Origin of the sequence: Chryseobacterium sp., assembly GCF_008831505.1 — a bacterium.
Lineage (GTDB): Bacteria > Bacteroidota > Bacteroidia > Flavobacteriales > Weeksellaceae > Marnyiella.
Map to the genome: position 1 here is coordinate 1,729,648 of NZ_CP044507.1, position 22,125 is coordinate 1,751,772.

Consider the following 22,125-nt stretch of genomic DNA (forward strand, 5'->3'; position numbering starts at 1 on the left):
CTCGAAGGTTGCATCTCATCTGAACGTCGGAACTGTTTGAGTTAAAAGGGTTTTCATCCCGTTGACTATGGCGCAAAAATAAAAACGTCTCCCAAAGGAGACGCTTAATTTCATCAGGTCAGATGTCGGTTAGTCCACCACCTTTATTCCCTGCGCCAGGATTCGTATTTCGGTTTGAGGTTCAGTGATTTTGGCAATATCTTCCTTGCTTGCACCAGAATCTTCAGCATAATGCTGCAGTTCTTTTACAGGTGTAGTCTTCTTTTCGGCGTTTGCGTGCAAAAGTACCGTTTTCCCTACCATAGACTGGGGCAAAAAGAAGGCATAGTCTTTCATTTTCACCATAAATCGAGTGTCATTATCTACGAGCGTTAACCAACAGCCCTTCTTTTCACAAACTTCACTCACCTTTGCCTGGATGATGATATTGTCCAGTTTATCCGCTTTCTGTAAAGCTTTTTTTATCCTGCCGGTGCTGTACACATCAAAGGTTTGCTCTTCGCTGACACCCGATCCGTACTGCTGGCCTTTTACGGCTTCCGGAATATTCAGTTTCTGCTGCGCACTGGCGGTAACTCCCATTACAGCGACCATGGCGGCCAATAATAACTTTTTCATGAATTTAAATTTAAATTATTTGGTGGGGAGGACCGGAGCCCTCATTTTATACTTATAACTGTGCAGCGAAGTTAAGAAGTTTTCAATATCTACAAAATCTTCTTCAGAAAGATTTAGAGTGGTGAGCATTCCGGATTTTTTCGGAAAAAGAGGATCCTCTTTATTCCCTTTCTCATCGGGCATACCGGCATTGTACATATTAAGCACCCCACGGATATTGGGGAAGAGTCCGTTATGCATATAGGGTGCAGTATGGCTCACTTCCCGTAAGGTTGGTGTCTTAAATTTGCCTACATCTTCCTTTTTCTTCGTTATTTCATAAAGTCCCAGGTCCTGATATTCCCGTCCGAAATAGGTAAGACCTAAATTATGGAATTTCTGATCAGAAAAATAAGGGGTATTATGACAGTTTATACAGTTGGCTTTGGTGCGGAAAAGGTGCAAACCGCGAACTTCTGAATCGCTCAGTGCATTTTTCTGTCCGCTGACAAACTTATCGAAACGGCTTGGCGGACTCACCAGCGAGCGCTCGAAAGTGGCAATAGCTTTTACAATACGGTCTTCATTAACCTTAGAATCACCAAAAGCTGCTTTAAAAAGATCTTTATAACCCTCAATTTTCGCAATCCTGCGTACTGCCAGACGGCTGTGAATATTCATTTCCAGCGGATTCTCTATAGGAAATTTGGCCTGTGCTTCCAGGTCTTTTGCCCGTCCGTCCCAGAACAGCTGTGTAGCATACACAATATTAAGCACTGTGGGAGCATTACGGGTTCCGGTTTGTTTGTCGTGTCCGAATGACACACGACGGCCATCGGCCCACATCATTTCAGGATCGTGACAGTTCGTGCACGAGATTTGTCCGGAGCCTGAAAGGCGCGGATCAAAAAACAGCATCTTGCCCAGTTCTTCCTTTTCTTTGGAATATGGATTATCTTTCGGGAAGGCCGGCCTGGGAAGCGGTCCAATATCCTGAAACCCTTCAATGGCCTCATCAAAAAGATGAGCCTGCGGCCACCGGCCTGGGTCGCCACTGCCGTAAAGCTCGCGAAGATCAATAGCGGAGTAGGTACGGTCTATCTTTTCCGTTCCGGAAAAAGAGTAAAGAATTCCAAGCGTGGCAAAAATGACTAATACATACTTCATACTGTCCTTAGTAAATCTAACGCTAACTTCAGATAAACAAATGAAATTTGTGTTCTATTAAACGGACTGCAAAGTTAGAAAAAATCCTGAGGGTAAAATCGGGTCAAAATAGCTGAAAAAAATATCGATTAATCCAGGTCTATTCTCATTCTAAGTTCTGTTTTAAAGTTAACAGCCTGCTTCACTCATCTATACCTCTGCCTTTGGTGGGTTGTTAATTTCCAGCTGCATTTTCTTTAAATTAAAAATATCATGCTGGCTCATCAGATGGAGGGTCATATTCTCTATAGACGAAGGTGCACCAGTTACAATTTCAAGTAAATTGCTTTGAGAGATAGTACGGCCATCCAGGATAATGGCCATTCCGGGGCCCATGGCTTCCATCCTGTCGCGGTGAATCAGGAGTGCTGTATTTTCTTCCAGTCCCACACCCAGCACAGCCGGATTACTGACGACCACCTCAAAAAGCCTTGCAATACGCCCGCGTTCAATAAAATGTGTGTCAAAAACAATATCATTGACAAGGCGAAGACCAGTCATTGCGATCACCTCCCCTTTATACGCGGCCTCCGTACTTCCCCCCTCGATAATCATAATTTCCGATGCTGCCGCAGCGCCGGCAGAGGTCCCGGCGTAAATAAAATCCGAATCCTCTAATTTTCTTTAAGCAAAGCGTAAAAGGCAGTGCCTCCTATTGTAGATGTAATGTCGCAAATAAGGCATCACAATCCTTAAGGCGTTTAAGTATGGCAGCGTCATCAGCCTGCCACCTGTTTTCCACATTCAGAAAGCCACAGTTATCAGCACCTAATTTATGATAGGCTTTTATATAATCGCGCCCCATTTCTTCCGGTACAGATGAGGCCGATGTTAAAATCTCGATTCGACCGTTTTTTCACCCGTGTTTCGCTAACGAATCGTTCCATAATGGAAATATCTTAAAAACGGTCTTTTTTTCCGCTTTGGTCCTCAGCACCTCCAATAACCAATACTTTAGCTTTCATTATTTTTGAAGATTATTTAAAAACATAAAATCAGTTTTGATGAGCCCTGATGATTTCTGTAACTGCAGGATAATCATCGCACAAAGCCACAATAAAATCGTCTTTTTTTGCCCTGGCCATGGCCTGCCGGATAGCTTCCTTCTCATCGCGGATTAGTTCATAGGAGACTTCAGCACCGGATTCAGTAATTCCCTGAATCATGAGCCTGTTCATTTCATCTAAGGTCCGTCCGCGCAGATTATCGTCCTGACGGATAATGATATGGTCAAAACAGTGGGCAGCAATACCTGCCAGTTCAATGATGTCACAGTCGCGCCGGTCCCCCACTCCTGCGATAATTCCCACCTTCTGTCGGGCAGAAACCTGACTAAGATAATGTTGTAGCTCCATCATTCCGTGAGGATTATGTGCATAATCAACAAGTACTTTAAATCTATTCAGTTCAAAGAGGTTCATACGCCCCGGAGTAAGTTCAGGACCCGGCCGGAAGGATTTGAGTGAAGCACGGAGATGTTCCGATGAAATGCCGTAGGCAAAAGCTGCAGCCACGGCAGCCAGTACATTCGCGGTCATACAGCGTACTTTTCCCTGCATTGTAAGAGGAATATGATCTAAATTCAGTAGAGTTTCTGCCTGACAATTGTGATAGATTATAACGTTGTGATCCACTACTGTAATGGCCAAACCACCTTCAGAGATATGATTTTGCAGGATTTCGCCGGAATTGTCCATCGCAAAATAGGCAATATTACAGTCCAGCGTTGCCGCAATGCGAATACAATGCTCATCATCAGCATTCAAAACTGCCCAACCCGACTTTTTTACACTTCGCAGTAATGTTGCCTTAACTTCGGCAAGTTCTTCCAATGTGTTGATGTTTTTCAGCCCAAGGTGGTCGGCCGCGATATTGGTCAGTACGGCAACATCACAGGACTCAAAGGCGAGTCCTGAGCGCAGAATACCGCCGCGTGCAGTCTCCAGTACTGCAAAATCCACCAAAGGATCAGCGAGTACGGTGGAGGCACTGGACGGACCGGAACAGTCGCCGCTTATAATTTTAAAACCGGAAATGTAAACGCCGTCAGTTGTAGTAAAGCCCGGATTATATCCAGCGTTCTGCGCGATATGTGCCAGCAGCCTTGCAGTAGTTGTTTTACCGTTGGTTCCGGTAACCGCAAGAATGGGAATCCGACTTTCTGAACCGGGCGGGAAAAGCATATCAACCGCCGCGGCAGCTACATTGCGGGGCTCGCCAATTGATGGCGCGAGATGCATACGGAAACCCGGCGCCGCATTAACCTCAATTACCGCACCGCCGTTTTTTGAAAGTGGGACAGCAAGGCTGGGCGCAATCACGTCAATTCCGCAGATATCAAGGTCCATAAGTGCTGCTACACGCTCGGCCAGGAACCGGTTTTCAGCATGTACCTCATCGGTTACGTCGGCCGCTATGCCGCCAGTACTCAGATTGGCTGTTGATTTCAGGAAAACAGTCTGCCCCCCCGGAACTACTGCATCAAAACCATAACCCTGTTGCTTCAAAAGATTTTCAGTATCACAATTGACGCTGATTTTGGTCAACACCGCCTCGTGACCCTCGCCTCGTTCAGGATTGCCGTTCAATTTAGTTAAAAGTTGATGTACAGTGGACTTTCCATCGCCCACAATATGAGCCGGAATCCGGTGTGCTGCTGCAATCAGTTTTCCGTTCACCAGAAGAAGACGGTGGTCATGACCTCTGATGTATCGTTCCACAATAACCCTGGAGCATATTTTCAGCGCATTTCTAAATGCCTGTAGCGCATTTACTTCGTTCGTAATATTTACAGATACCCCTCTGCCATGATTGGCAATCAGCGGTTTAATAACCAGAGGAAACTGGAGCTCCGAAAGAGCATTAAGAAGTTCTCCCTCTTCACTGCAAACATATCCTTCCGGTACCGGTATTCCGGCCTGCTGAAGCACGTTTTTTGTTTCCTGCTTATTATCGGCGAGTTCCACACCAATACAGGAAGTCTTTCCGGTGATTGTGGCCCGGATATTTTGCTGATTCTTGCCATAACCCAACATTATCTTTGAACAGCCATCCATCCGTCTCCACGGAATTCCACGTTTTTCAGCCTCCCTAATTATAGAGAGGGTGCTGGGTCCGAGACCGTCAGTGTTTCGCAGGCGTGCCAATGTGCTTCCCTGCTGATAATGATTAAGTTCCGAATTTGCAGTAGACCGATAGACACCGGATGAAAGATCTTCAGTATTCTCAGGTAAGGAATTTGTAGTAATATTCATTAGACCAGGATATGTAAGTTAAACGGACCCGCAGAAAAAATTGCCGGTTAAACAAAAAACTGCGAATATGCCGAAGGATCATAATTTTCTAAGTATCGCAGCATTAACGCAGTCCCTTAACTTGGAAAGAGCCCTTAAGTATGGCTGAAACGCATCAAATGAAGTGCCAGCCGAGGTTTATAAAAAATTGGTTAAGCCTTACTTTACAACTTGAATTTATATAGTTGGAATGGCTATTCTTCAGTATTTTTGCAGGCATGAAAATTATCTCTTACAATGTAAACGGGATCCGTGCGGCTTTTACAAAAGATTTTCTGGGCTGGCTTAAAGTTGCTGATCCGGATATTATCTGCATCCAGGAAAGCAAAGCCGGCAATGACCAGATTGATATTGAAAGTCTGGAAAAACTGGGTTATCACAGCTATTGGCACTGTGCGCAGCGAAAAGGATATTCCGGTGTGGGCATTGCATCCAAAGTGAAACCTATGCACGTGGAATATAGCTGTGGAATTGAACACTACGATAATGAGGGTCGGATTATCCGTGCTGATTTTGAAGATTTTTCCGTTATCTCCGTCTATGTGCCGTCGGCATCCAATGCAGACCGTTTGGGTTTTAAACTGGAATTCTGTGATGATTTTCTGGAATATATAAAGGAGCTTAAGAAATCAATTCCAAATCTTATCATTTCCGGCGACTTCAATATCTGTCATAAGGAAATTGATATCCATAATCCTACGGGCCTTAAGAACGTTTCGGGGTTTCTGCCTGTCGAGCGGGAATGGTTAACACGCTTTATTGATGAATGCGAACTCATCGACAGTTTCCGGTTCTTTAATGACCAGCCTGATAATTATTCTTGGTGGAGCTACAGGCAGAATTCCCGCGAGCGTAATAAAGGCTGGCGTTTGGACTACAATTTCGTTACCTACGGTATGAAGGAAAGACTTAGGCGTGCAGTAATTTTAAAAGAAGTAAGACATTCCGATCATTGTCCGGTGATGGTGGAATTAAACGCAGGGCAAAACTAGTTTGCCTCGTTTTCTTCCCTATTCACCAAATCCATTGAAAAAGCCGGAAGACAGACGGCCAGGTATTCGCATTCGTCATCAAATGGATTGCTGTAGCGTATACGGGCACCCTTCTCTATCCGGATGCTTTGTCCGGCTTCCAGAACAAGAATTTCCCCATTGATTTCAAACTGCTTCTTTCCTTTTATAATGTAAGTATATTCATCAAAATCCGGTGTCTGGTGTGGCTCACTCCAGTGTGGCGGTGCCAGCATATGGGCAATGGAGATTTCCGGGTGGCCGGTAGAGTGACCCCAAATCTCTTCTATGAGTTTACCGTCTGTAGTGGGAACTACAAATGGGGACTTCTGAATAGTATATTTTTTCATTTTAACAGCATAGCAGGCTTAATTACCTGCACAACCAAATTTAACAAAAAAATCCTTCTCAAATAATGAAAAGGATCTTCCTGTATGATCAGTGTGGACTTAAAACTGCATTTCAGGAATTTCTCCTTCAATAATCAGATCTGCTTCGGTTGCTTTCACAATATCTTCCACACTCACGCCCGGAGCACGCTCCAGCAGTTTGAATCCGTTTGGTGTAATGTCCATGACCGCCAGTTCCGTTACCACCTTCTTCACACAGCCCACGCCGGTTAAAGGAAGTGTACATTTTTTCAAAATTTTGCTCTCACCTGCTTTATTTACATGCATCATGGCTACAATGATATTTTCGGCCGAAGCCACCAAATCCATGGCACCGCCCATACCCTTTACCATTTTACCCGGTATCTTCCAGTTGGCAATATCGCCGTTCTCGGCCACCTCCATAGCGCCCAGAATGGTAAGGTCTACTTTTTGGCTGCGAATCATACCGAAACTGAATGCGGAATCAAAGAAGGATGCACCCGGCAGCGTAGTAATCGTTTGCTTTCCTGCATTGATAAGGTCCGCATCTTCCTCACCCTCAAACGGAAAGGGGCCCATCCCGAGAACACCGTTCTCACTCTGAAACTCCACAGAAATATCTTCAGGTACATAATTAGCCACCAGTGTCGGAATCCCGATTCCCAGGTTTACATAATAACCGTCTTTAACTTCTTTCGATATTCTCTGTGCGATTTGTTCTTTTGTGAGCATGCTTCTACTTTTTCAGGGCAATTTACTCAATTTGGCAATAATACGGAAATTCCGGGGGACAATGTTGCCGGTGGGCCATTCAGATTTATATGATTATTTTTGCATATACTTTTATTCCTGAATGAAGACCCTCTTTCATTATCTCAAACCACATAAATGGCTAATTGCCCTGTCGCTGCTGTTAACAACTATAAATCAGGTGTTTTCGCTGTTCGCGCCGGCCATCACCGGTAATATCCTGGATGAACTGGTTACCCACCCTCATACTTTCGATGCGGAAGGCACGCTGCCACGGACACTGAACGAGTATCTGTACGGCAGTGCTGTGTACAACGGCGTATTTTACTTTCTGGGCCTGCTTATAGGTACAGCCATGGTTAGCCGGATAGCGAAGGCCCTGCAGGATTATACAGTTAGTGTGATCACCCAGAAATACGGCGCCAAGATATTTACAGACGGATTGCAGCATTCCATGGCACTGCCCTATCAGGAATTCGAAGACCAGCGGAGCGGTGAAACCTTATCCATCCTGACCAAAGTACGGGAGGACACGGTGAAATTCATCACCAGTTTCATCAATATATTTTTCGGGATTCTGGTAAGCATCATTTTCGTTTCCATTTACGCCATACAGCTGCACTGGTCCATTATGCCGGTGTATACGGTGGGGATTTTCCTGATTGCATTTGTCACCAATCTGCTCAGCAAAAGGATTAAGAATATCCAGAAAACAATTGTGGGCGAAACCACGAGTTTGGCGGGCAGTACCACAGAAAGCCTGCGGAATATTGAAATCGTTAAAAGTCTGGGTCTTACAGGACAGGAAGTGAAGCGTCTGAACAGCAATACGTATAAGATACTCGGACTTGAACTGAAAAAAGTAAAAAGGATACGCTCCTTAAGTTTCATTCAGGGAACCATGGTGAACTTCCTGCAGCAAATGATCACTTTCACGCTGCTGTTCCTGATTTTCCGCGACATTGTGACACCGGGACAATACCTTTCCCTTATGTTTTATGGTTTCTTTATTTTCGGACCTATGCAGGAAATCGGCAATATCATCATCTCCTACCGCGAGGCACAGGCTTCACTCCACAACTTCGACAGACTCATGGAGAAACCTGCGGAAGAAAAACCACTTCATCCGGAGCATATAGGTGCAATTGAGGATCTTGAATTCCAGAGTGTCTCATTTCAGCATCAGACTGCACATTATAAGGCACTGAACGGTATCTCATTTCGGGTAAAAAGCGGCGAAACCATTGCTTTTGTGGGTCCCAGCGGTTCAGGGAAAAGTACCCTCGTAAAACTGCTCGTCGGGCTGTACCGTCCGAAAGAAGGGAATATACTGTACAACCGCAAAGATGGGAAAGCTTTTGATTTTGATGAACTTCGCAACCAAATTGGTTTCGTTACCCAGGATACACAGTTGTTTGCCGGTACCATACGCGAGAACCTTCTTTTTGTGAATCCCGATGCCACAGAAGAAGATCTGAGTATCGCATTAAAGAAAGCCAGCTGCACCGGACTACTGCAGCGGGCTGAAAAAGGAATTGAAACCGTTATCGGCGAAGGCGGTCTGAAACTGAGCGGCGGCGAGAAACAGCGTATTGCCATTGCAAGGGCACTTTTACGCAAACCACATCTTCTTATTTTTGATGAAGCCACGTCTGCCTTGGACAGTATCACTGAAGAGGAAATTACAGCAACCATAAGGGATATTTCCCGGGAAAAAGACCAGATCACCGTTCTTATAGCCCACCGTTTAAGTACCATCATGCATGCAGACCGCATTTATGTTCTGGAACGCGGTAACATAATTGAAACCGGCTCACACCTGGAACTTATTTCGGAAAAAGGCCTTTATTACGCAATGTGGAGACAGCAGATTGGCGAAAGAAAATAAAAAAACGGGCGAAAGCCCGTTCATGTGTTTAGAATGAAATCAGTTTACGCTTCGCGTTTTCTAACCGTTCTTTGTTCAATTCTTTTCTCAAACTTTTCACCCTGGAAAATACGCTGAACCATAATTCCGGGAATGTGGATTTCATTGGGATCCAATTGTCCCGGCTCTACTAGCTCCTCCACTTCCGCAATCGTAATCTTTCCGGCACCGGCCATAGGCGCGTTGAAGTTACGTGCTGAACCTTTAAAGATAAGGTTACCGGCATGATCGCCCTTCCAGGCCTTTACGATTGAAAAATCAGCTTCGAATGCGTGCTCAAGAATGTGCATCTTGCCGTGGAATTCCTTTGTTTCCTTGCCTTTGGCTACCTCGGTACCATATCCGGCAGGTGTGTAAAAGGCAGGGATGCCCGCCTGCGCGGCACGGCTTCTTTCGGCCAGCGTTCCCTGGGGTATAAGTTCCACTTCCAGCTCGCCGGAAAGCATTTGCCGCTCAAACTCCGCATTTTCACCTACATAGGAAGAAATCATTTTTTTTATCTGCCTTTTCTGAAGCAACAGGCCCAAACCAAAATCATCAACTCCGGCGTTATTGGATATGCAGGTCAGACCGGTAATATTGCTGTCTACCAATGCACCGATGGTGTTTTCCGGAATTCCGCAAAGGCCGAAGCCGCCCAGCATCAGAGTCATTCCGTCTTTTATACCTTCAATAGCTTCCTGCGCGTTCTTTACTCTTTTATCGATCATAATGAGGTGTGAATTTTCTGCCAATAAAATTAAGGTTTTTTTTGGAATCTCAGCCCCGCACATATCAGCCTTAGCCGAATAAAATCCCTCAGACAGCGCCATTAATTTTTAAGACAGATAATGATTGTTTCAATAATTTATATGACGTAATCTTTTTTCAGAATATAGTGATATAACTTTTGCGGATAAGCGGAATTTATGTTATTTTTGCAGCCTGTTAACCAACCTCTGACGAAGGACGTGAATGTTGCTTAGCTTGACAAAAATTTTTTTATTAAAAAAATGGATTTATTAAAGTACGTACAGGAGAAGTACATTGCTAAAAAAGAATTCCCGGAATTCAAAGCGGGTGACACCATCACCGTTTACTACGAAATTAAGGAAGGTGCCAAAACAAGAACACAGTTCTTCAAAGGTACTGTAATCCAACTGAGAGGAACTGGAGCTACCAAGACTTTCACCATCAGAAAAATGAGTGGCGATGTTGGTGTAGAGAGAGTATTCCCAATCAACCTGCCTGCACTTCAGAAAATTGAGGTAGACAGAAGAGGTAAAGTTAGAAGAGCAAGAATCTACTACTTCCGCGATCTTAGAGGTAAGAAAGCCAGAATTAAAGACGCTTCCTACAAGAAGTAATTCAGACTTTTACAATATTAAAACCATCGGAATTCCCGATGGTTTTTTCGTTTTACCATACAATAAGAATTTAATTGTAACCATTATAAATTTCGGGAAGCAGATAAATATCATTTCCATTCCGGAGATTCACACCTCGGGCATTAGGTATATTTGTGTACAACATAATATTTTTCAAAGAGAACGGTCACCGGTACTAGCGACTGCCTCAATGAAACTAAAAACCATGAAATTTTTATGACAGACATTAAACATGCCCACACCTTTCACATTCCTGTAATGGGTCTGGCATTCTCCATCGACAGTCCGCTGCGTGTAGCCCAGTACGGAATCGATTCTGTGATCTCCATTATGGATGATGATCTTATTGAAAAGATGAATGCCTTTTATGCAGACAAATTTAAACGGCCCTACCGGGAAGTCACGCAGAAGATGGAGGATTACCGTGCAAAAAGGATTACCAATTACCTAAACCTGATGGATGATGTAATCACTGAAAAGTTTGAAAACTACAAAAAGGAACTTTCTGAAACACAGGGTAAACTGATGGAATTCATGTCCATCTTACCTTCTACTTCAGCTTTAAAAGAAAAACTTCTTCAGGCAGTATCAACCGGCAGGCAGAACATAAGCGAAGTAAAGTCCGTACTGGATAACTATTTCAGCCCCGGAAGTATTGATGTAAACATTATGACCAAGGTGGACAAGGACAACTTCAGCGGAAAGGAGCAGCTGCCCACCATTTACAACGATGCGCATGCCGCACTGCGTGGTTTTGTAAACAGTACCACCCGCTCTTCCGTCGTATTTTCAGCTGGGATGAATCCCCGGCTGTACAGCTATATGGAGACCTTCCCAGAGTTTTATCCCGATGCCGAAGGAAAATTCAGTAAAAAAATAATCATCAAGGTAAGTGATTTCCGCTCGGCAATGGTTCAGGCCAACTTTTTGGCTAAGAAAGGCCTTTGGGTCTCCGAATTCCGGGTGGAATCCGGTCTGAACTGTGGCGGCCACGCTTTTGCGACCGAGGGACTTCTGATGGGGCCGATCCTGGAGGAATTCCGGACGCGCAGACAGGAACTTGAAAAGACTGCTTACCAACTGTATTGCAGTGCACTTCAATCAAAGAATCTTGCTGTACCGACCGCAATTCCAACCGTAAAATATACTGTTCAGGGAGGTGTGGGAACCGCAGAAGAGCATCAGTTCCTGCTGGAACACTACCAAATGGATTCTGTAGGTTGGGGATCACCGTTCCTGCTGGTGCCGGAAGCCACGTCTGTAGATACCGAAACCAGGATGCTCCTCGCTAAAGCGGGCGAAGAAGACCTCTATTTGAGTAATATTTCACCATTGGGCGTACCCTTCAACACGCTTCGGGGCACCAGTAATGAGATTCTAAAAAGCAAACGCGCACACAGCGGCAAGGCCGGAAGCTCCTGTCCCAAGAAATATCTGGCATTGAGTAAGGAATATGAGGCTGAAGGAATTTGTACTGCGTCCAGAAAATATCAGGACAGAAAAATCGAGGAACTGAATGAGCGGAAAAGCGGACTTCCGCCAGAACAGTACCACAGTGCCTACAGCACGATTACGGAAAAGGCTTGTCTGTGTGTTGGTCTGGCCAATTCATCCTATATTGAACTGGGACTACCCGTGAAAGGTCAGGCACAGGGAGTCGTGATCTGCCCCGGTCCAAATATGGCTTATTTCAGTAAAACGTATACTCTGAAAGAGATGGTACAGCACATCTACGGTGAAAAATCCGCTGAAAACCACTTGCAGCGTCCTAACGTTCTGCTTAAAGAACTGAGTCTGTATATTGATAATCTGGCCGGACAGCTGCAAAATGCAGTGGAAATTACGGCACAGCAAATCAAGAAGTGGGAGACATTTAAATCCAACCTGCTGCTGGGAATTTCTTACTATAAAAGTCTATTTGCAGAATCAAACTTTTTCAGCAAGGACAGGTCGCTTATCCTTGCACAGCTGTCCAGCTATGAAACAGAGCTGGTGAATATGCAGGCCTCATAAAGTTACAACTTCATAAGTTGGGCGGGACTAAAATGGTCCCGCCCAACTTTTTATACACCCGTATGGCCAGCTATTTCTTTGAGACAATCAGTTTTAAAACTTTTTCGCCGCCACTTCCTTTTATTTTTACAAAGTACACTCCGTTGAGCAAGTGCCGCGACGAAAATACCTGTTTTACATTCACCACCAGCTTTTGCTCTGCTCTTACAAGCCTGCCGGAGGAATCATAAATTTCGATACTGACCTTCCCAAACATTGTTAGCGGAAAGTCAATATAGTAACGGTCATCAGCCGGATTTGGATAGAGGTTAAATTCTGTGGCAGCTGTGTTACCCGCCTTACATTCATCGGGCACTGTAAAATCTTCAGTCTGGTCATTGATACTTTTTCTGCTGCCCGCAGAGGCGTAAAGTCCCACTCCGCGCTTAGCGAAGGTTTCCCAGATCATGCAGCGGTTAGCGCCGCCCGTGGCTGCGATATCGGCCGCAATAACAGCATCCCTTCCCGACGGAAAAGTTGGATTACATTCCTGGAGTTTTATTCCGTCCATTACAGTTTGCAGCACTCTGGTACTACCGTTGTCGGAATTGATCATCACATCGGAGGCATATCCGTATTTTTCCGCATATTTCCAGTGAAGATCCCATAAAATGGTAGCCCAAACGAATCCAATAGAATGTATGTCAGGTGTCATTACACCGTCTTCCAGGAATTCCATTCCGTTTGTTCTGGCATAAGTATAATCATTGGTTCCGAAATCCGGTGAATAAAACCGTGGACGGATACCCACTCCGGCATTGGTTTGTCCCGCCGCATAGGTTGCAACCGACCTTGGTACTGATGCGGTGGCATTTGGCTGGTTGGTCAGCATTAAGGCAAAGAAATCAGACCACCCCTCGCCCATCTGCTCGCCGGACACTTCTTTGTTCAGGCAGGAGTATCCGTTTCCCGTGAGACGGTTGGTGATTCCGTGAGCATATTCATGGATAATGATTCCGTTGTCAAAAGCGGCATCGGCATACTGGTCCTGAGTGGGGTCATGCTTTAAAGTTACATTAACCGCGGTACCGGCAGTAAGTGTTGTTTTGATGAATTCACCCTCAGAATTTTCAATCAGAACCGACGGAATACTGATGGAAGCGTCTGTTCCACCCATATTGCCAAAGTTGGTGGCTCCCGGATTGTTGTAAATAATGGCACCTCCGGCTCCCGCTTCCTGCATATTCTTCACCTTAACCGTAAAATTACAGCCGCCACGTTCGGCCAGGCCTATTTTGCCAGCCATAGAAGCCGGTGCAACAGGGGTGCAGGCATCAATAACCGGAGAAAGAACGATATTGGCAGTAATGCCTGCCGGCGTTAGCTGCGGACCGAACTCTGCTGTCCTGCTGTTGGGCTGCCGCGGAACCGCACTCGCAGGACTGTTGTAGAAAAGGCGCTGCACAAAAGAAGGGGTCCAGAGGAACATCTGCATTCGAGGATTGGTACCTTCGGGCGGCGTAGAGAAGTTTGAGTTATTAAGATCTGAACTGTCCTGAGCTTCTGCCAGTACCGCATCATTGCCTAAACCACCTTTTCCGAAATTATTGGTCTGGAAATTCCGCGCATTTTCATTGAAACCCAGCCGGTAGAAGATGTCATGGGTTTTATTTCCGGTATAAAAAAGATTGGTAATGGCCGCTGCCAGACTGTTCTGCGCTGGCAGGCCTGTCTGCAGCGGGAAATCGAACAGGCGTGCGGGTCCTCCATCAGGTGAGAAACCGGGATTGTTATTACCCGCAACATCATCATAAGCATAGATATTATTGCCCCGCGTTGTAGTATAGTGCGTAGCACCGTCGGAATGCCAGCCTTCGGGAGAAGCATCGGTGAACCAGGGATTTGAAACCACCGAACGCGAACCGAAATTGGGACTTTCCACCGGTAAGGCAAAGACATTATAGGAAGCATTGTCCGGCGCTGCGACAGAGAACCTGGACGCATTGTCGCCATAAGCACCGGATAGGCTAGCGGGGTGATCCGTCCACCTTTCAGTATGATTAAATGTGCAGGATAAGGTCAGGTTTTGCTTATGGAGAATTTTTCCTGTCTCTGCATCGGCAATAATGTCCCAGTATCTGCTGCTGCCGGCCTCATGAAAGTGAAATTCATAGCCTAAAACAAGATTTCCGTCCTTATTGAAATAGACCGTACGCTGCTTCGCCACTTTACCGGAAGTTGGGTCACTGAAGCCGGCCAATGTATATTTTTCGGGATCCTGAATATTCAGTTGCTTAAATGCGGCCTGCAGCGCTGCCTCAGGCAGTATGGTTTTTGCGCTACGCACCGGTAAACCGGCGGACTTTATCATTTGATCTGAAAAATAATGAACTTTACCCTCTTTTACCAAAGCCGTTGCCAAACCGTTGAAAACGGGGATATCATTGACCGTTTGCTGCAGTTTAAGTACGGTAGCCTTCATGGACCCGGAATAATCTTCCTGCTGAATAACAAAGTCCGGAATTTTTCCCATGTGGCGGGCCGAAGGATCTTTCCTAAGAAAATCTTCCATAATTCTCCGGTGATCCTGAGCCTGCAGAAAGCCAAAAGTAAGCAGAAGTGAAGCCGAAAGTATCAGTTTTCTCATAGGTATGAAATAACACCGAATTTACAATATTTAGAAATAAGGTGATCACAACCCATAAAAAAACCACCCCTTACGAGGTGGTTAAGTGTATTAAGTTTGAAAAGCTTATTCGCCGCCTTCCATTCTCTTTTTAAGTTCAGCCAGAGCGTCGATATCTCCAAGAGTTGCTCTCTCTTCGTTACCTGTAGAAGTTACCTGTGGTCTGGAGTTAGACTCACGTGTATTTCTCTTCTCTTCGTCTCTGAAAATTCCGGTGTGGGAAACTACAACTCTCTTGAATTCTTTGTTGAATTCAATTACTTTGAACTGAGCCTCTTCACCTTTCTTGATTTTAGAACCGTCTTCTTTCTCAAGAAGTCTGGACGGACAGAAAGCTTCAACTTCTGCATCTTCAAACTGAACCTGAGCTCCTTTGTCGAATACATCTGTAGTTTTTCCTGAATGTACAGTTCCTTCAGCATACTTGGTTTCAAACTTATCCCAAGGATTTTCCTGAAGTTGCTTGTGTCCTAAAGAAAGTCTTCTGGAAGCAGTGTCAAGTTCAAGAACCACAACATCCAGCTTGTCTCCTACTGCGCAGAACTCAGATGGGTGCTTGATTTTCTTGGTCCAGGAAAGGTCAGAGATATAGATCAGACCGTCAATTCCTTCTTCAAGTTCAACAAAAACACCAAAGTTTGTAAAGTTTCTAACTGTACCTACGTGCTGGGAACCAACAGGGTATTTAGATTCGATATTTTCCCAAGGATCTTTGTTAAGTTGCTTGATACCAAGCGAGATCTTTCTGTCGCTTCTGTCCAGTGTAAGAACTTCAGCTTCAACCTCGTCGCCAACTTTTACGAAATCACCGGCACTTCTCAGGTGAGTAGACCATGACATTTCGGAAACGTGGATCAGACCTTCAACACCCGGAGCGATTTCTACAAATGCACCGTAGTCTGCAAGGACAACAACTTTACCTTTTACTTTATCTCCAACTTTCAAATCTGCAGAAAGCGCATCCCATGGGTGAGCTTCAAGCTGCTTCATACCAAGCTGAATTCTTGTTTTCTCATCATCGAAATCAAGGATAACCACTTTAACCGTTGCACCGTCTTCAAGAATCTCTGACGGATGGTTAACACGGCTCCAGGAAAGGTCAGTGATGTGGATAAGTCCATCAACACCGCCAAGGTCCACAAACACACCGTAAGAAGTGATGTTTTTAACAGTTCCTTCCAGAACCTGACCTTTTTCAAGCTGAGCAATAATTTCTTTTTTCTGACCTTCAAGATCCGCCTCAATAAGCGCTTTGTGAGATACAACAACGTTCTTGAACTCCGGGTTAATTTTAACCACCTTGAATTCCATTGTTTTACCTACGAACTGATCGTAATCCTTAATAGGCTTCACATCAATCTGAGATCCCGGTAAGAAGGCTTCGATACCGTGAATATCCACGATCATACCTCCTTTAGTTCTTGATTTTACGTAACCGTTTACGATTTCGCCGGTTTCGTGCAGCTCGTTCACTCTGTCCCAAGCCTTAAGTGTTCTGGCTTTTTTGTGAGATAACTGAAGCTGTCCAGTTTTGTCCTCTCTTCTGTCTACCATTACTTCAACCTCGTCACCTACTTTCAGGCCGCTGTTGTAACGGAATTCATTCAGAGAAATAACACCTTCTGACTTAAAGTTGATGTCAACGATCGCCTCTTTGTCAGTCAGTCTGACTACTTTACCTGTCAGTACATCATTGTCTGCAAGGCTGGTAAGAGATCCGTTGTAGATTTCTTCAAGATCACTCTTCTCCTTTCTTGCATCAGCATCCAGTCCGGATTCAAAAGAATCCCAGTCAAACTGTTCAGGTGCTACGTTTTGGTTCATAAGAACCGCGTCTTTATTTTCAGACATAATAAAAAATTTGTATTCCTTCTCTTTCAACCTTTGGCTTAATGTGCATGATGAAAAATACGGAAGATGTTAGTTGTTACTGTTTTAACTTTGCCAAAAGTCCGCACAAAAAGTTTTGCAAAAGTACAAAATAAAGCAGAATCTGCAATAACTTATTCTTTATAAAAGCTCAAATAATCACCTCGTAAAAAGGAGTATCCCCGGATGTAGATTATACCGGCCGGATTGGATTATCTTTGCAGCATGGATTTAGAAGCTATTTACACCAAACTCGGCATTTCGGATATGAACCAGATGCAGAAATCAACATATACAGCCACTGAAAACGGCAACGACGTTATCCTTCTGTCGCCCACGGGTTCCGGGAAAACCCTGGCTTTTCTGCTTCCGGTATTAAGAGACCTGGAGACGTCTAAATCCGGGATCCAGACCCTGATACTCGTTCCGGCACGGGAGCTGGCACTGCAGATCGAACAGGTATTCAAATCCATAGGCTCCGATTATAAGGTTACTGTGTGCTATGGCGGACACGACAAGAAGATTGAGGTGAACAGCCTTACCCAGGCACCCGCTGTTCTTATCGGCACGCCGGGCAGGATCACCTATCATATCCGAAACAATAATTTTGACCCTTCTACAATAAAAACTCTGGTACTGGATGAGTTCGACAAATCCCTTGAACTCGGGTTTCAGGAAGATATGGAATTCATCGTTCAGTCTATGCCCAATCTGTCGCAGCGCATACTCACTTCGGCCACAGCCATGGAGCAGATACCGGCATTCACAGGTCTGCGCACGCCCAAGCAAATCAATTTCCTGAAAGTTCACGACTCCAAACCAAATGTACAGCTGAGGAAAGTGATGACCACTTCTGAAGAAAAACTGGACACTTTATTCCACCTGATCTGTAAAATCGGAAATAAGAGAACCCTGATTTTCTGTAACCACCGCGATGCCGTAGACCGGATTTCGGAGCTCCTGCGTGAAAAGGGAATCTCGCGCGAGACTTTTCATGGTGGTATGGAACAGGATGAACGCGAACGTGCCCTGCTGAAATTCCGTAATGATTCGGCCAGGATTCTTATCACGACTGACCTGGCAGCACGCGGCCTGGATATTCCGGAGGTGGAATCCATTGTTCATTATCAGCTTCCGCCCAAGGAAGATGCTTTCATTCACAGAAACGGACGTACAGCCCGTATGAATGCCAAAGGTTTTTCCTATCTGATTATGACTGAGGATGAAAATTTCCCTTTTATCAAAAGCAATACTCCTGAGGAAAATGTATCAGAGAGCAGTAAGCTACCTTCACCTACTCCGTTCCAAACCATTTATATCAGTGCCGGCAAGAAGGATAAGGTAAATAAGGTGGATGTTGTGGGTTATCTAATTAAAAAAGGCGGACTGGAAATGTCAGATATCGGAATCATTGAGGTGAAGGATACCACTTCGTACGTTGCCGTAGACAGGAAAAAAGTCAGTGCTGTTCTGAAGAAACTTCAGAATGAGAAGTTAAAAGGCAAAAAGGTCAAGATGGAAGTAGCTTATTGATTTAATCCTGAATTTATTTACCTTTGAATTAGACCTTAACCTGTTATGAAGATTAATCTGCCGGACAAACTCTATTATTCCATAGGCGAAGTGGCCAGGGCATTTGATGTAAATACTTCTCTTATCAGATATTGGGAACAGGAATTTCCGATTTTGCGGCCCAAGAAAAATAAGAAAGGAAACCGTTATTTCACTCCGGAGGACCTTACCAATCTGAAAATCATCTATCATTTGGTGAAAGAGAAAGGTTACACGCTGGACGGCGCCCGTGTGGCACTGGCCACCAACAGCAAGATTTCGGAAACCATCTCCCTTATCGACCGCCTGCAGTTTGTGAAGGCTGAACTTCAGAAGCTGAAGGAGTCCCTGACCGACCAACCGGAAAATTAAGGGTGTTTTTCCTGTAAACAAAAAGGTGATTTCCCCTTGAAATCCAATTTGATGCACTGCTAATTTTACACAAAATTAGACAGATGAACTCTACCCTACAATTTACAGTTTCCCGAAAGCATCTGATTCTTATTCTCCTGCTGATTCTGGCGGTAACGGTCGGCTTAACCGTTTACAGCGGTCGTGAACCGGCGGAATCCCGGGAGCCCGGTGATCTTACATTTACTGAAGTTGGCCCGGCAAAAAAAGACATCCCACTTTCTGAATTTGACCCTAACGAACTTGACGCTTCCCAATGGATGGCCCTGGGATTTTCGGACAAACAGACAGCCACCATCCTGAAGTATAAGCAGGTCGTGGGTGGTGCATTTACTTCCAAAGAACAGTTTAAAAAATGCTACGCAGTATCCGACAGCCGGTTTGAAGAACTGGAACCTTATCTTCTGCTACCCGAAAAGGAGAAATCAACCTACAGGACTTCAGCTTACTCTTACAGACATGTGTCAACCTTTTCACCTGCCAAAAAAACACTTTCAATTCCTGGGAAATTCAATCCCGATACCTACAGCCAGCGTGACTGGGAAAAACTCGGATTCAGCGAAAGGCAGGCCGCCGCCATAGTGAAATACCGTTCCTATCTGGGTGGCAGTTTCATCAGTAAGGAGAAGTTCAGGGATTGTTTTATCATAAGCGATGATAACTACAGGAAACTTGAACCCTACCTGCTACTGCCTTCCACCCCTGTGGCCGCACCGGTGGCAAACGAGTCCGGGAAAAGTTTCGCACGTTCAGATAACAAAGGATCTCAGGCAAAAATTTCTGTGTTTGATCCCAATCTTCTGGATGTGCAGGGGTGGATAGGTTTGGGATTTTCTGAGAAACAGGCCAATGTGATAATGAACTACCGCAACAGGATCCTGAAAGGAAGTTTCAGAAGCAAGGGTGACATCAAAAACTGCTTTGTTATATCGGAACAGAAGTTTGCTGAACTGGAGCCATTCATCAACCTTAACCCCGAAAATATAGGTAAACGGAACAGTTCTGCCGCTAGCCAGGGTCAGATTTCAGGACCTGTCACAGATTTCAGCAAGGTGGATCTCAACGAAATTACAGCTGAACAGCTTGTTGAATTTGGTTTTGATGAAAGGGCCGCGCGTAACTACGTGTCCTTCCGCAAAAAGCTGGGCGGATTTGCGGTAAAGAACCAGGTGTTCGAAAGTTATGACATCGACCGTGAACTTGCGCAAAAGCTGATTGATATCTCACCACTGAACCTGTCAAAAGTGGAGCGTTATACATTGATTGAAGCGCCTGAAAGCTGGCTGAAAACACATCCCTATTTCAGATATTCGGCAGATAAGATCATCTATTACCGGCTGAGCAACTCTGATGAAAAGAAAATCTGGAAACTGGTGAACGCGAAACCGGAATATCAGGCGAAAATGAAACTTTATCTGAAATAAGAAAAGTTGGCAGAGGTCTTAATCAATGGTTTTTGGAGAATCGGCCAGCAACGCATTGAGCTCGGAAAGTTCTTCGGCAGTAAGATCCCGCCATTGTCCTACAGGCAGGTCAAGTTTGATGTTCATGATGCGGATCCTTTTCAGTTTCTTCACTTCGTAACCAAGGTATTCGCACATACGCCGTATCTGCCTGTTTAAGCCCTGTGTGAGCACAATTCGGAAAGAAAGCGTATCAATTTGCTCCACTTCGCATTTGTTAGTCACTGTTCCCAGAATCGGAATCCCGTTACGCATTTTATGCAGGAATTGCGGCGTGATGGGCTTGTCCACCCTTACAATATATTCTTTACCATGGTTGTTTCGCGCTCTAAGGATCTTGTTTACGATATCACCGTCTGAAGTCAGCAGGATAAGTCCTTCACTGGGTTTGTCCAGGCGGCCGATCGGGAATATCCTTTTGGGATGATTCAGGAAGTCGATGATATTGTCCTTCTCCCGCTTTGTATCTGTAGTACAAACGATGCCAACGGGTTTGTTTAGTGCGATATAGACATGTTCTTCCTCCGTCTTGCGGATGGAAACACCGTCTACCATTATTTCATCTTCATCCGAAACTTTTGTGCCCATTTCCGGAACCACACCGTTTACGGTAATCCGGCCGTGCTCCAGCATCCGGTCGGCCTCACGGCGGGAGCAGAAACCAACTTCAGAAAGATATTTATTGATCCGGGTCTTTTCCATGTCTTGCGGTATGAGCGGTTATTAATGTTGCTGGTGGTCTGAAAAACGGAAATCATTTTCCAGCAGTTCAGCTGAAGCGTCGTTAACAGAATAGTCTCCGATTTTGGTACGCCGCAGATTCGTGAGATAGGCGCCAACTCCCAGCTCCTGACCAATGTCGTGCGCCAGACTTCTGATATAGGTGCCTTTTGAACAGCCTACTGCAAAGCGGACGAAGGGAAGGTCTATTTCAATTCCGTTCAGATAGTGAATCGTAGTTGGCCGCAGCTTCAACTCCACCTCCTGGCCTTTTCTGGCCATATCGTAGGCACGCTGTCCGTCAATCTTGATGGCAGAAAATACCGGCGGCTTCTGCTGAATCTCACCCACAAATTTAGCTAAAGTTTCGTGTATGAAATCTATGGAAATATGGGAATAATCCTGCTGAAGGATTTCCGGCTTTTCGGTATCGTAAGATTCCGTCTGTACCCCGATCTTGATTTCGGTCAGGTATTCCTTAGGCGCATCCTGAATTTCCTGGATTTTTTTGGTGAATTTGCCGGTGCAAACGATCAGAAGACCTGTCGCGCGCGGATCCAACGTGCCGGCATGCCCGATCTTAAACTTCTTCGGCAGTTTAAATTCGTTCTTAAGTTTGTATTTAAGTTTGTTAACCGCCTGAAAACTTGTCCAGTCTAAGGGTTTGTCGAGTAAAATAACCTGGCCAGCAAGTAAGTCTTCTGTATTCATTTGTTTGATCCTATCTCATTAATTTCCTCCCTAATGCTATAATCATATTTTAATCTGTTTGCGAAAAAAAGGTAGACAATAACTCCCAATATGGTCCATAAAACTTCAGGCTCATAAATGTAATGAGTCTCGTAAATTGTTATACTGTCCCACAAAGAAAAAGGTATAAAAAGGCAAAAAAATATATTTATTAAAATAATC

18 protein-coding genes are annotated in these 22,125 nt (G+C 44.9%); 7 read left to right on the forward strand and 11 right to left on the reverse strand.

Features of this window, described 5'->3' with window-relative positions:
• Positions 1 to 129: 129 nt before the first annotated feature.
• The 4 genes from F7R58_RS08110 to cphA all read right to left on the reverse strand — a co-directional run bounded on the left by F7R58_RS08110 (position 130) and on the right by cphA (position 5,057).
• The gene (locus F7R58_RS08110; protein WP_158064427.1) at positions 130 to 618 is read right to left on the reverse strand and encodes a DUF4920 domain-containing protein; all 489 of its coding nucleotides are present in this window, start codon (positions 616 to 618) and stop codon (positions 130 to 132) included.
• A gap of 15 nt (positions 619 to 633) precedes the next feature.
• A complete protein-coding gene (locus tag F7R58_RS08115; protein ID WP_158064428.1) occupies positions 634 to 1,764 on the reverse strand; it encodes a cytochrome-c peroxidase in 1,131 nt (376 codons plus the stop codon).
• Positions 1,765 to 1,953: 189 nt separating this feature from the next.
• Complete coding sequence (locus F7R58_RS08120; RefSeq protein ID WP_229723795.1) at positions 1,954 to 2,358, reverse strand: hypothetical protein; 405 nt, start codon at positions 2,356 to 2,358, stop codon at positions 1,954 to 1,956.
• Between the two features lie 440 nt (positions 2,359 to 2,798).
• Positions 2,799 to 5,057, reverse strand: a complete 2,259-nt coding sequence (cphA, locus tag F7R58_RS08125) for a cyanophycin synthetase (RefSeq protein ID WP_158064430.1) — start codon at positions 5,055 to 5,057, stop codon at positions 2,799 to 2,801.
• A gap of 257 nt (positions 5,058 to 5,314) precedes the next feature.
• Here cphA and F7R58_RS08130 point away from each other — a divergent pair, with 257 nt between their 5' ends.
• Positions 5,315 to 6,088 (forward strand): exodeoxyribonuclease III, encoded by a 774-nt coding sequence (locus F7R58_RS08130; RefSeq protein ID WP_158064431.1) that lies wholly within the window; start codon positions 5,315 to 5,317, stop codon positions 6,086 to 6,088.
• Here F7R58_RS08130 and F7R58_RS08135 read toward each other — a convergent pair.
• A complete protein-coding gene (locus F7R58_RS08135; protein ID WP_158064432.1) occupies positions 6,085 to 6,456 on the reverse strand; it encodes a cupin domain-containing protein in 372 nt (123 codons plus the stop codon). The two genes, F7R58_RS08130 and F7R58_RS08135, sit on opposite strands and share 4 nt — an antisense overlap.
• Positions 6,457 to 6,555: 99 nt before the next feature.
• On the reverse strand, positions 6,556 to 7,209 hold the full coding sequence (locus F7R58_RS08140) for a CoA transferase subunit B (protein ID WP_158064433.1): 654 nt from the start codon (positions 7,207 to 7,209) through the stop codon (positions 6,556 to 6,558).
• A 121-nt stretch (positions 7,210 to 7,330) separates the two neighbouring features.
• Between F7R58_RS08140 and F7R58_RS08145 the strand changes: the two genes are divergently transcribed.
• Complete coding sequence (locus F7R58_RS08145; RefSeq protein WP_158064434.1) at positions 7,331 to 9,115, forward strand: ABC transporter ATP-binding protein; 1,785 nt, start codon at positions 7,331 to 7,333, stop codon at positions 9,113 to 9,115.
• A gap of 44 nt (positions 9,116 to 9,159) precedes the next feature.
• Here F7R58_RS08145 and F7R58_RS08150 read toward each other — a convergent pair whose 3' ends face one another.
• Entirely contained in the window at positions 9,160 to 9,864 is a 705-nt protein-coding gene (locus tag F7R58_RS08150; protein ID WP_158064435.1) for a CoA transferase subunit A, read from the reverse strand.
• A gap of 282 nt (positions 9,865 to 10,146) precedes the next feature.
• On the opposite strand from F7R58_RS08150, the gene rplS reads away from it, so the two are divergent.
• Positions 10,147 to 10,500, forward strand: a complete 354-nt coding sequence (gene rplS / locus F7R58_RS08155) for a 50S ribosomal protein L19 (RefSeq protein WP_158064436.1) — start codon at positions 10,147 to 10,149, stop codon at positions 10,498 to 10,500.
• A 237-nt stretch (positions 10,501 to 10,737) separates the two neighbouring features.
• Positions 10,738 to 12,534: a hypothetical protein gene (locus F7R58_RS08160; RefSeq protein ID WP_158064437.1), complete on the forward strand. Its 1,797-nt coding sequence runs from the start codon at positions 10,738 to 10,740 to the stop codon at positions 12,532 to 12,534.
• Between the two features lie 70 nt (positions 12,535 to 12,604).
• Here the strand turns inward: F7R58_RS08160 and F7R58_RS08165 are convergent, their stop codons facing one another.
• Positions 12,605 to 15,160 carry a T9SS-dependent M36 family metallopeptidase gene (locus tag F7R58_RS08165; protein WP_158064438.1) on the reverse strand — a complete coding sequence of 852 codons (2,556 nt, stop codon included), beginning with the start codon at positions 15,158 to 15,160 and terminating at the stop codon, positions 12,605 to 12,607.
• Positions 15,161 to 15,265: 105 nt separating this feature from the next.
• On the reverse strand, positions 15,266 to 17,050 hold the full coding sequence (rpsA, locus tag F7R58_RS08170; protein ID WP_158064439.1) for a 30S ribosomal protein S1: 1,785 nt from the start codon (positions 17,048 to 17,050) through the stop codon (positions 15,266 to 15,268).
• Between the two features lie 243 nt (positions 17,051 to 17,293).
• On the opposite strand from rpsA, the gene F7R58_RS08175 reads away from it, so the two are divergent.
• The 3 genes from F7R58_RS08175 to F7R58_RS08185 all read left to right on the forward strand — a co-directional run bounded on the left by F7R58_RS08175 (position 17,294) and on the right by F7R58_RS08185 (position 20,454).
• Complete coding sequence (locus F7R58_RS08175) at positions 17,294 to 18,601, forward strand: DEAD/DEAH box helicase (protein ID WP_158064440.1); 1,308 nt, start codon at positions 17,294 to 17,296, stop codon at positions 18,599 to 18,601.
• A gap of 45 nt (positions 18,602 to 18,646) precedes the next feature.
• Positions 18,647 to 18,991, forward strand: coding sequence for a MerR family transcriptional regulator (locus F7R58_RS08180; protein WP_158064441.1), 345 nt, complete (start codon positions 18,647 to 18,649; stop codon positions 18,989 to 18,991).
• An 83-nt stretch (positions 18,992 to 19,074) separates the two neighbouring features.
• Positions 19,075 to 20,454, forward strand: a complete 1,380-nt coding sequence (locus tag F7R58_RS08185; protein ID WP_158064442.1) for a helix-hairpin-helix domain-containing protein — start codon at positions 19,075 to 19,077, stop codon at positions 20,452 to 20,454.
• A gap of 18 nt (positions 20,455 to 20,472) precedes the next feature.
• On the opposite strand, the gene rluF is transcribed toward F7R58_RS08185, so the two are convergent.
• Together rluF and truB are read right to left on the reverse strand one after the other, a co-directional pair.
• A complete protein-coding gene (rluF, locus tag F7R58_RS08190) occupies positions 20,473 to 21,195 on the reverse strand; it encodes a 23S rRNA pseudouridine(2604) synthase RluF (protein WP_158064443.1) in 723 nt (240 codons plus the stop codon).
• Between the two features lie 21 nt (positions 21,196 to 21,216).
• Positions 21,217 to 21,924: a tRNA pseudouridine(55) synthase TruB gene (gene truB / locus F7R58_RS08195; RefSeq protein WP_158064444.1), complete on the reverse strand. Its 708-nt coding sequence runs from the start codon at positions 21,922 to 21,924 to the stop codon at positions 21,217 to 21,219.
• Positions 21,925 to 22,125: the final 201 nt, after the last annotated feature.

Bases quoted from the DNA above. Each gene is read 5' to 3' on its own strand.
- rluF (WP_158064443.1), bottom strand. From the start codon at position 21,195: ATGGAAAAGACCCGGATCAATAAATATCTTTCTGAAGTTGGTTTCTGC.
- F7R58_RS08135 (WP_158064432.1), bottom strand. From the start codon at position 6,456: ATGAAAAAATATACTATTCAGAAGTCCCCATTTGTAGTTCCCACTACA.
- F7R58_RS08110 (WP_158064427.1), bottom strand. From the start codon at position 618: ATGAAAAAGTTATTATTGGCCGCCATGGTCGCTGTAATGGGAGTTACC.
- rplS (WP_158064436.1), top strand. From the start codon at position 10,147: ATGGATTTATTAAAGTACGTACAGGAGAAGTACATTGCTAAAAAAGAA.
- F7R58_RS08130 (WP_158064431.1), top strand. From the start codon at position 5,315: ATGAAAATTATCTCTTACAATGTAAACGGGATCCGTGCGGCTTTTACA.
- F7R58_RS08145 (WP_158064434.1), top strand. From the start codon at position 7,331: ATGAAGACCCTCTTTCATTATCTCAAACCACATAAATGGCTAATTGCC.
- F7R58_RS08150 (WP_158064435.1), bottom strand. From the start codon at position 9,864: ATGATCGATAAAAGAGTAAAGAACGCGCAGGAAGCTATTGAAGGTATA.
- truB (WP_158064444.1), bottom strand. From the start codon at position 21,924: ATGAATACAGAAGACTTACTTGCTGGCCAGGTTATTTTACTCGACAAA.
- F7R58_RS08185 (WP_158064442.1), top strand. From the start codon at position 19,075: ATGAACTCTACCCTACAATTTACAGTTTCCCGAAAGCATCTGATTCTT.
- F7R58_RS08160 (WP_158064437.1), top strand. From the start codon at position 10,738: ATGACAGACATTAAACATGCCCACACCTTTCACATTCCTGTAATGGGT.
- F7R58_RS08180 (WP_158064441.1), top strand. From the start codon at position 18,647: ATGAAGATTAATCTGCCGGACAAACTCTATTATTCCATAGGCGAAGTG.
- cphA (WP_158064430.1), bottom strand. From the start codon at position 5,057: ATGAATATTACTACAAATTCCTTACCTGAGAATACTGAAGATCTTTCA.
- F7R58_RS08165 (WP_158064438.1), bottom strand. From the start codon at position 15,160: ATGAGAAAACTGATACTTTCGGCTTCACTTCTGCTTACTTTTGGCTTT.
- rpsA (WP_158064439.1), bottom strand. From the start codon at position 17,050: ATGTCTGAAAATAAAGACGCGGTTCTTATGAACCAAAACGTAGCACCT.
- F7R58_RS08175 (WP_158064440.1), top strand. From the start codon at position 17,294: ATGGATTTAGAAGCTATTTACACCAAACTCGGCATTTCGGATATGAAC.
- F7R58_RS08120 (WP_229723795.1), bottom strand. From the start codon at position 2,358: ATGATTATCGAGGGGGGAAGTACGGAGGCCGCGTATAAAGGGGAGGTG.
- F7R58_RS08140 (WP_158064433.1), bottom strand. From the start codon at position 7,209: ATGCTCACAAAAGAACAAATCGCACAGAGAATATCGAAAGAAGTTAAA.
- F7R58_RS08115 (WP_158064428.1), bottom strand. From the start codon at position 1,764: ATGAAGTATGTATTAGTCATTTTTGCCACGCTTGGAATTCTTTACTCT.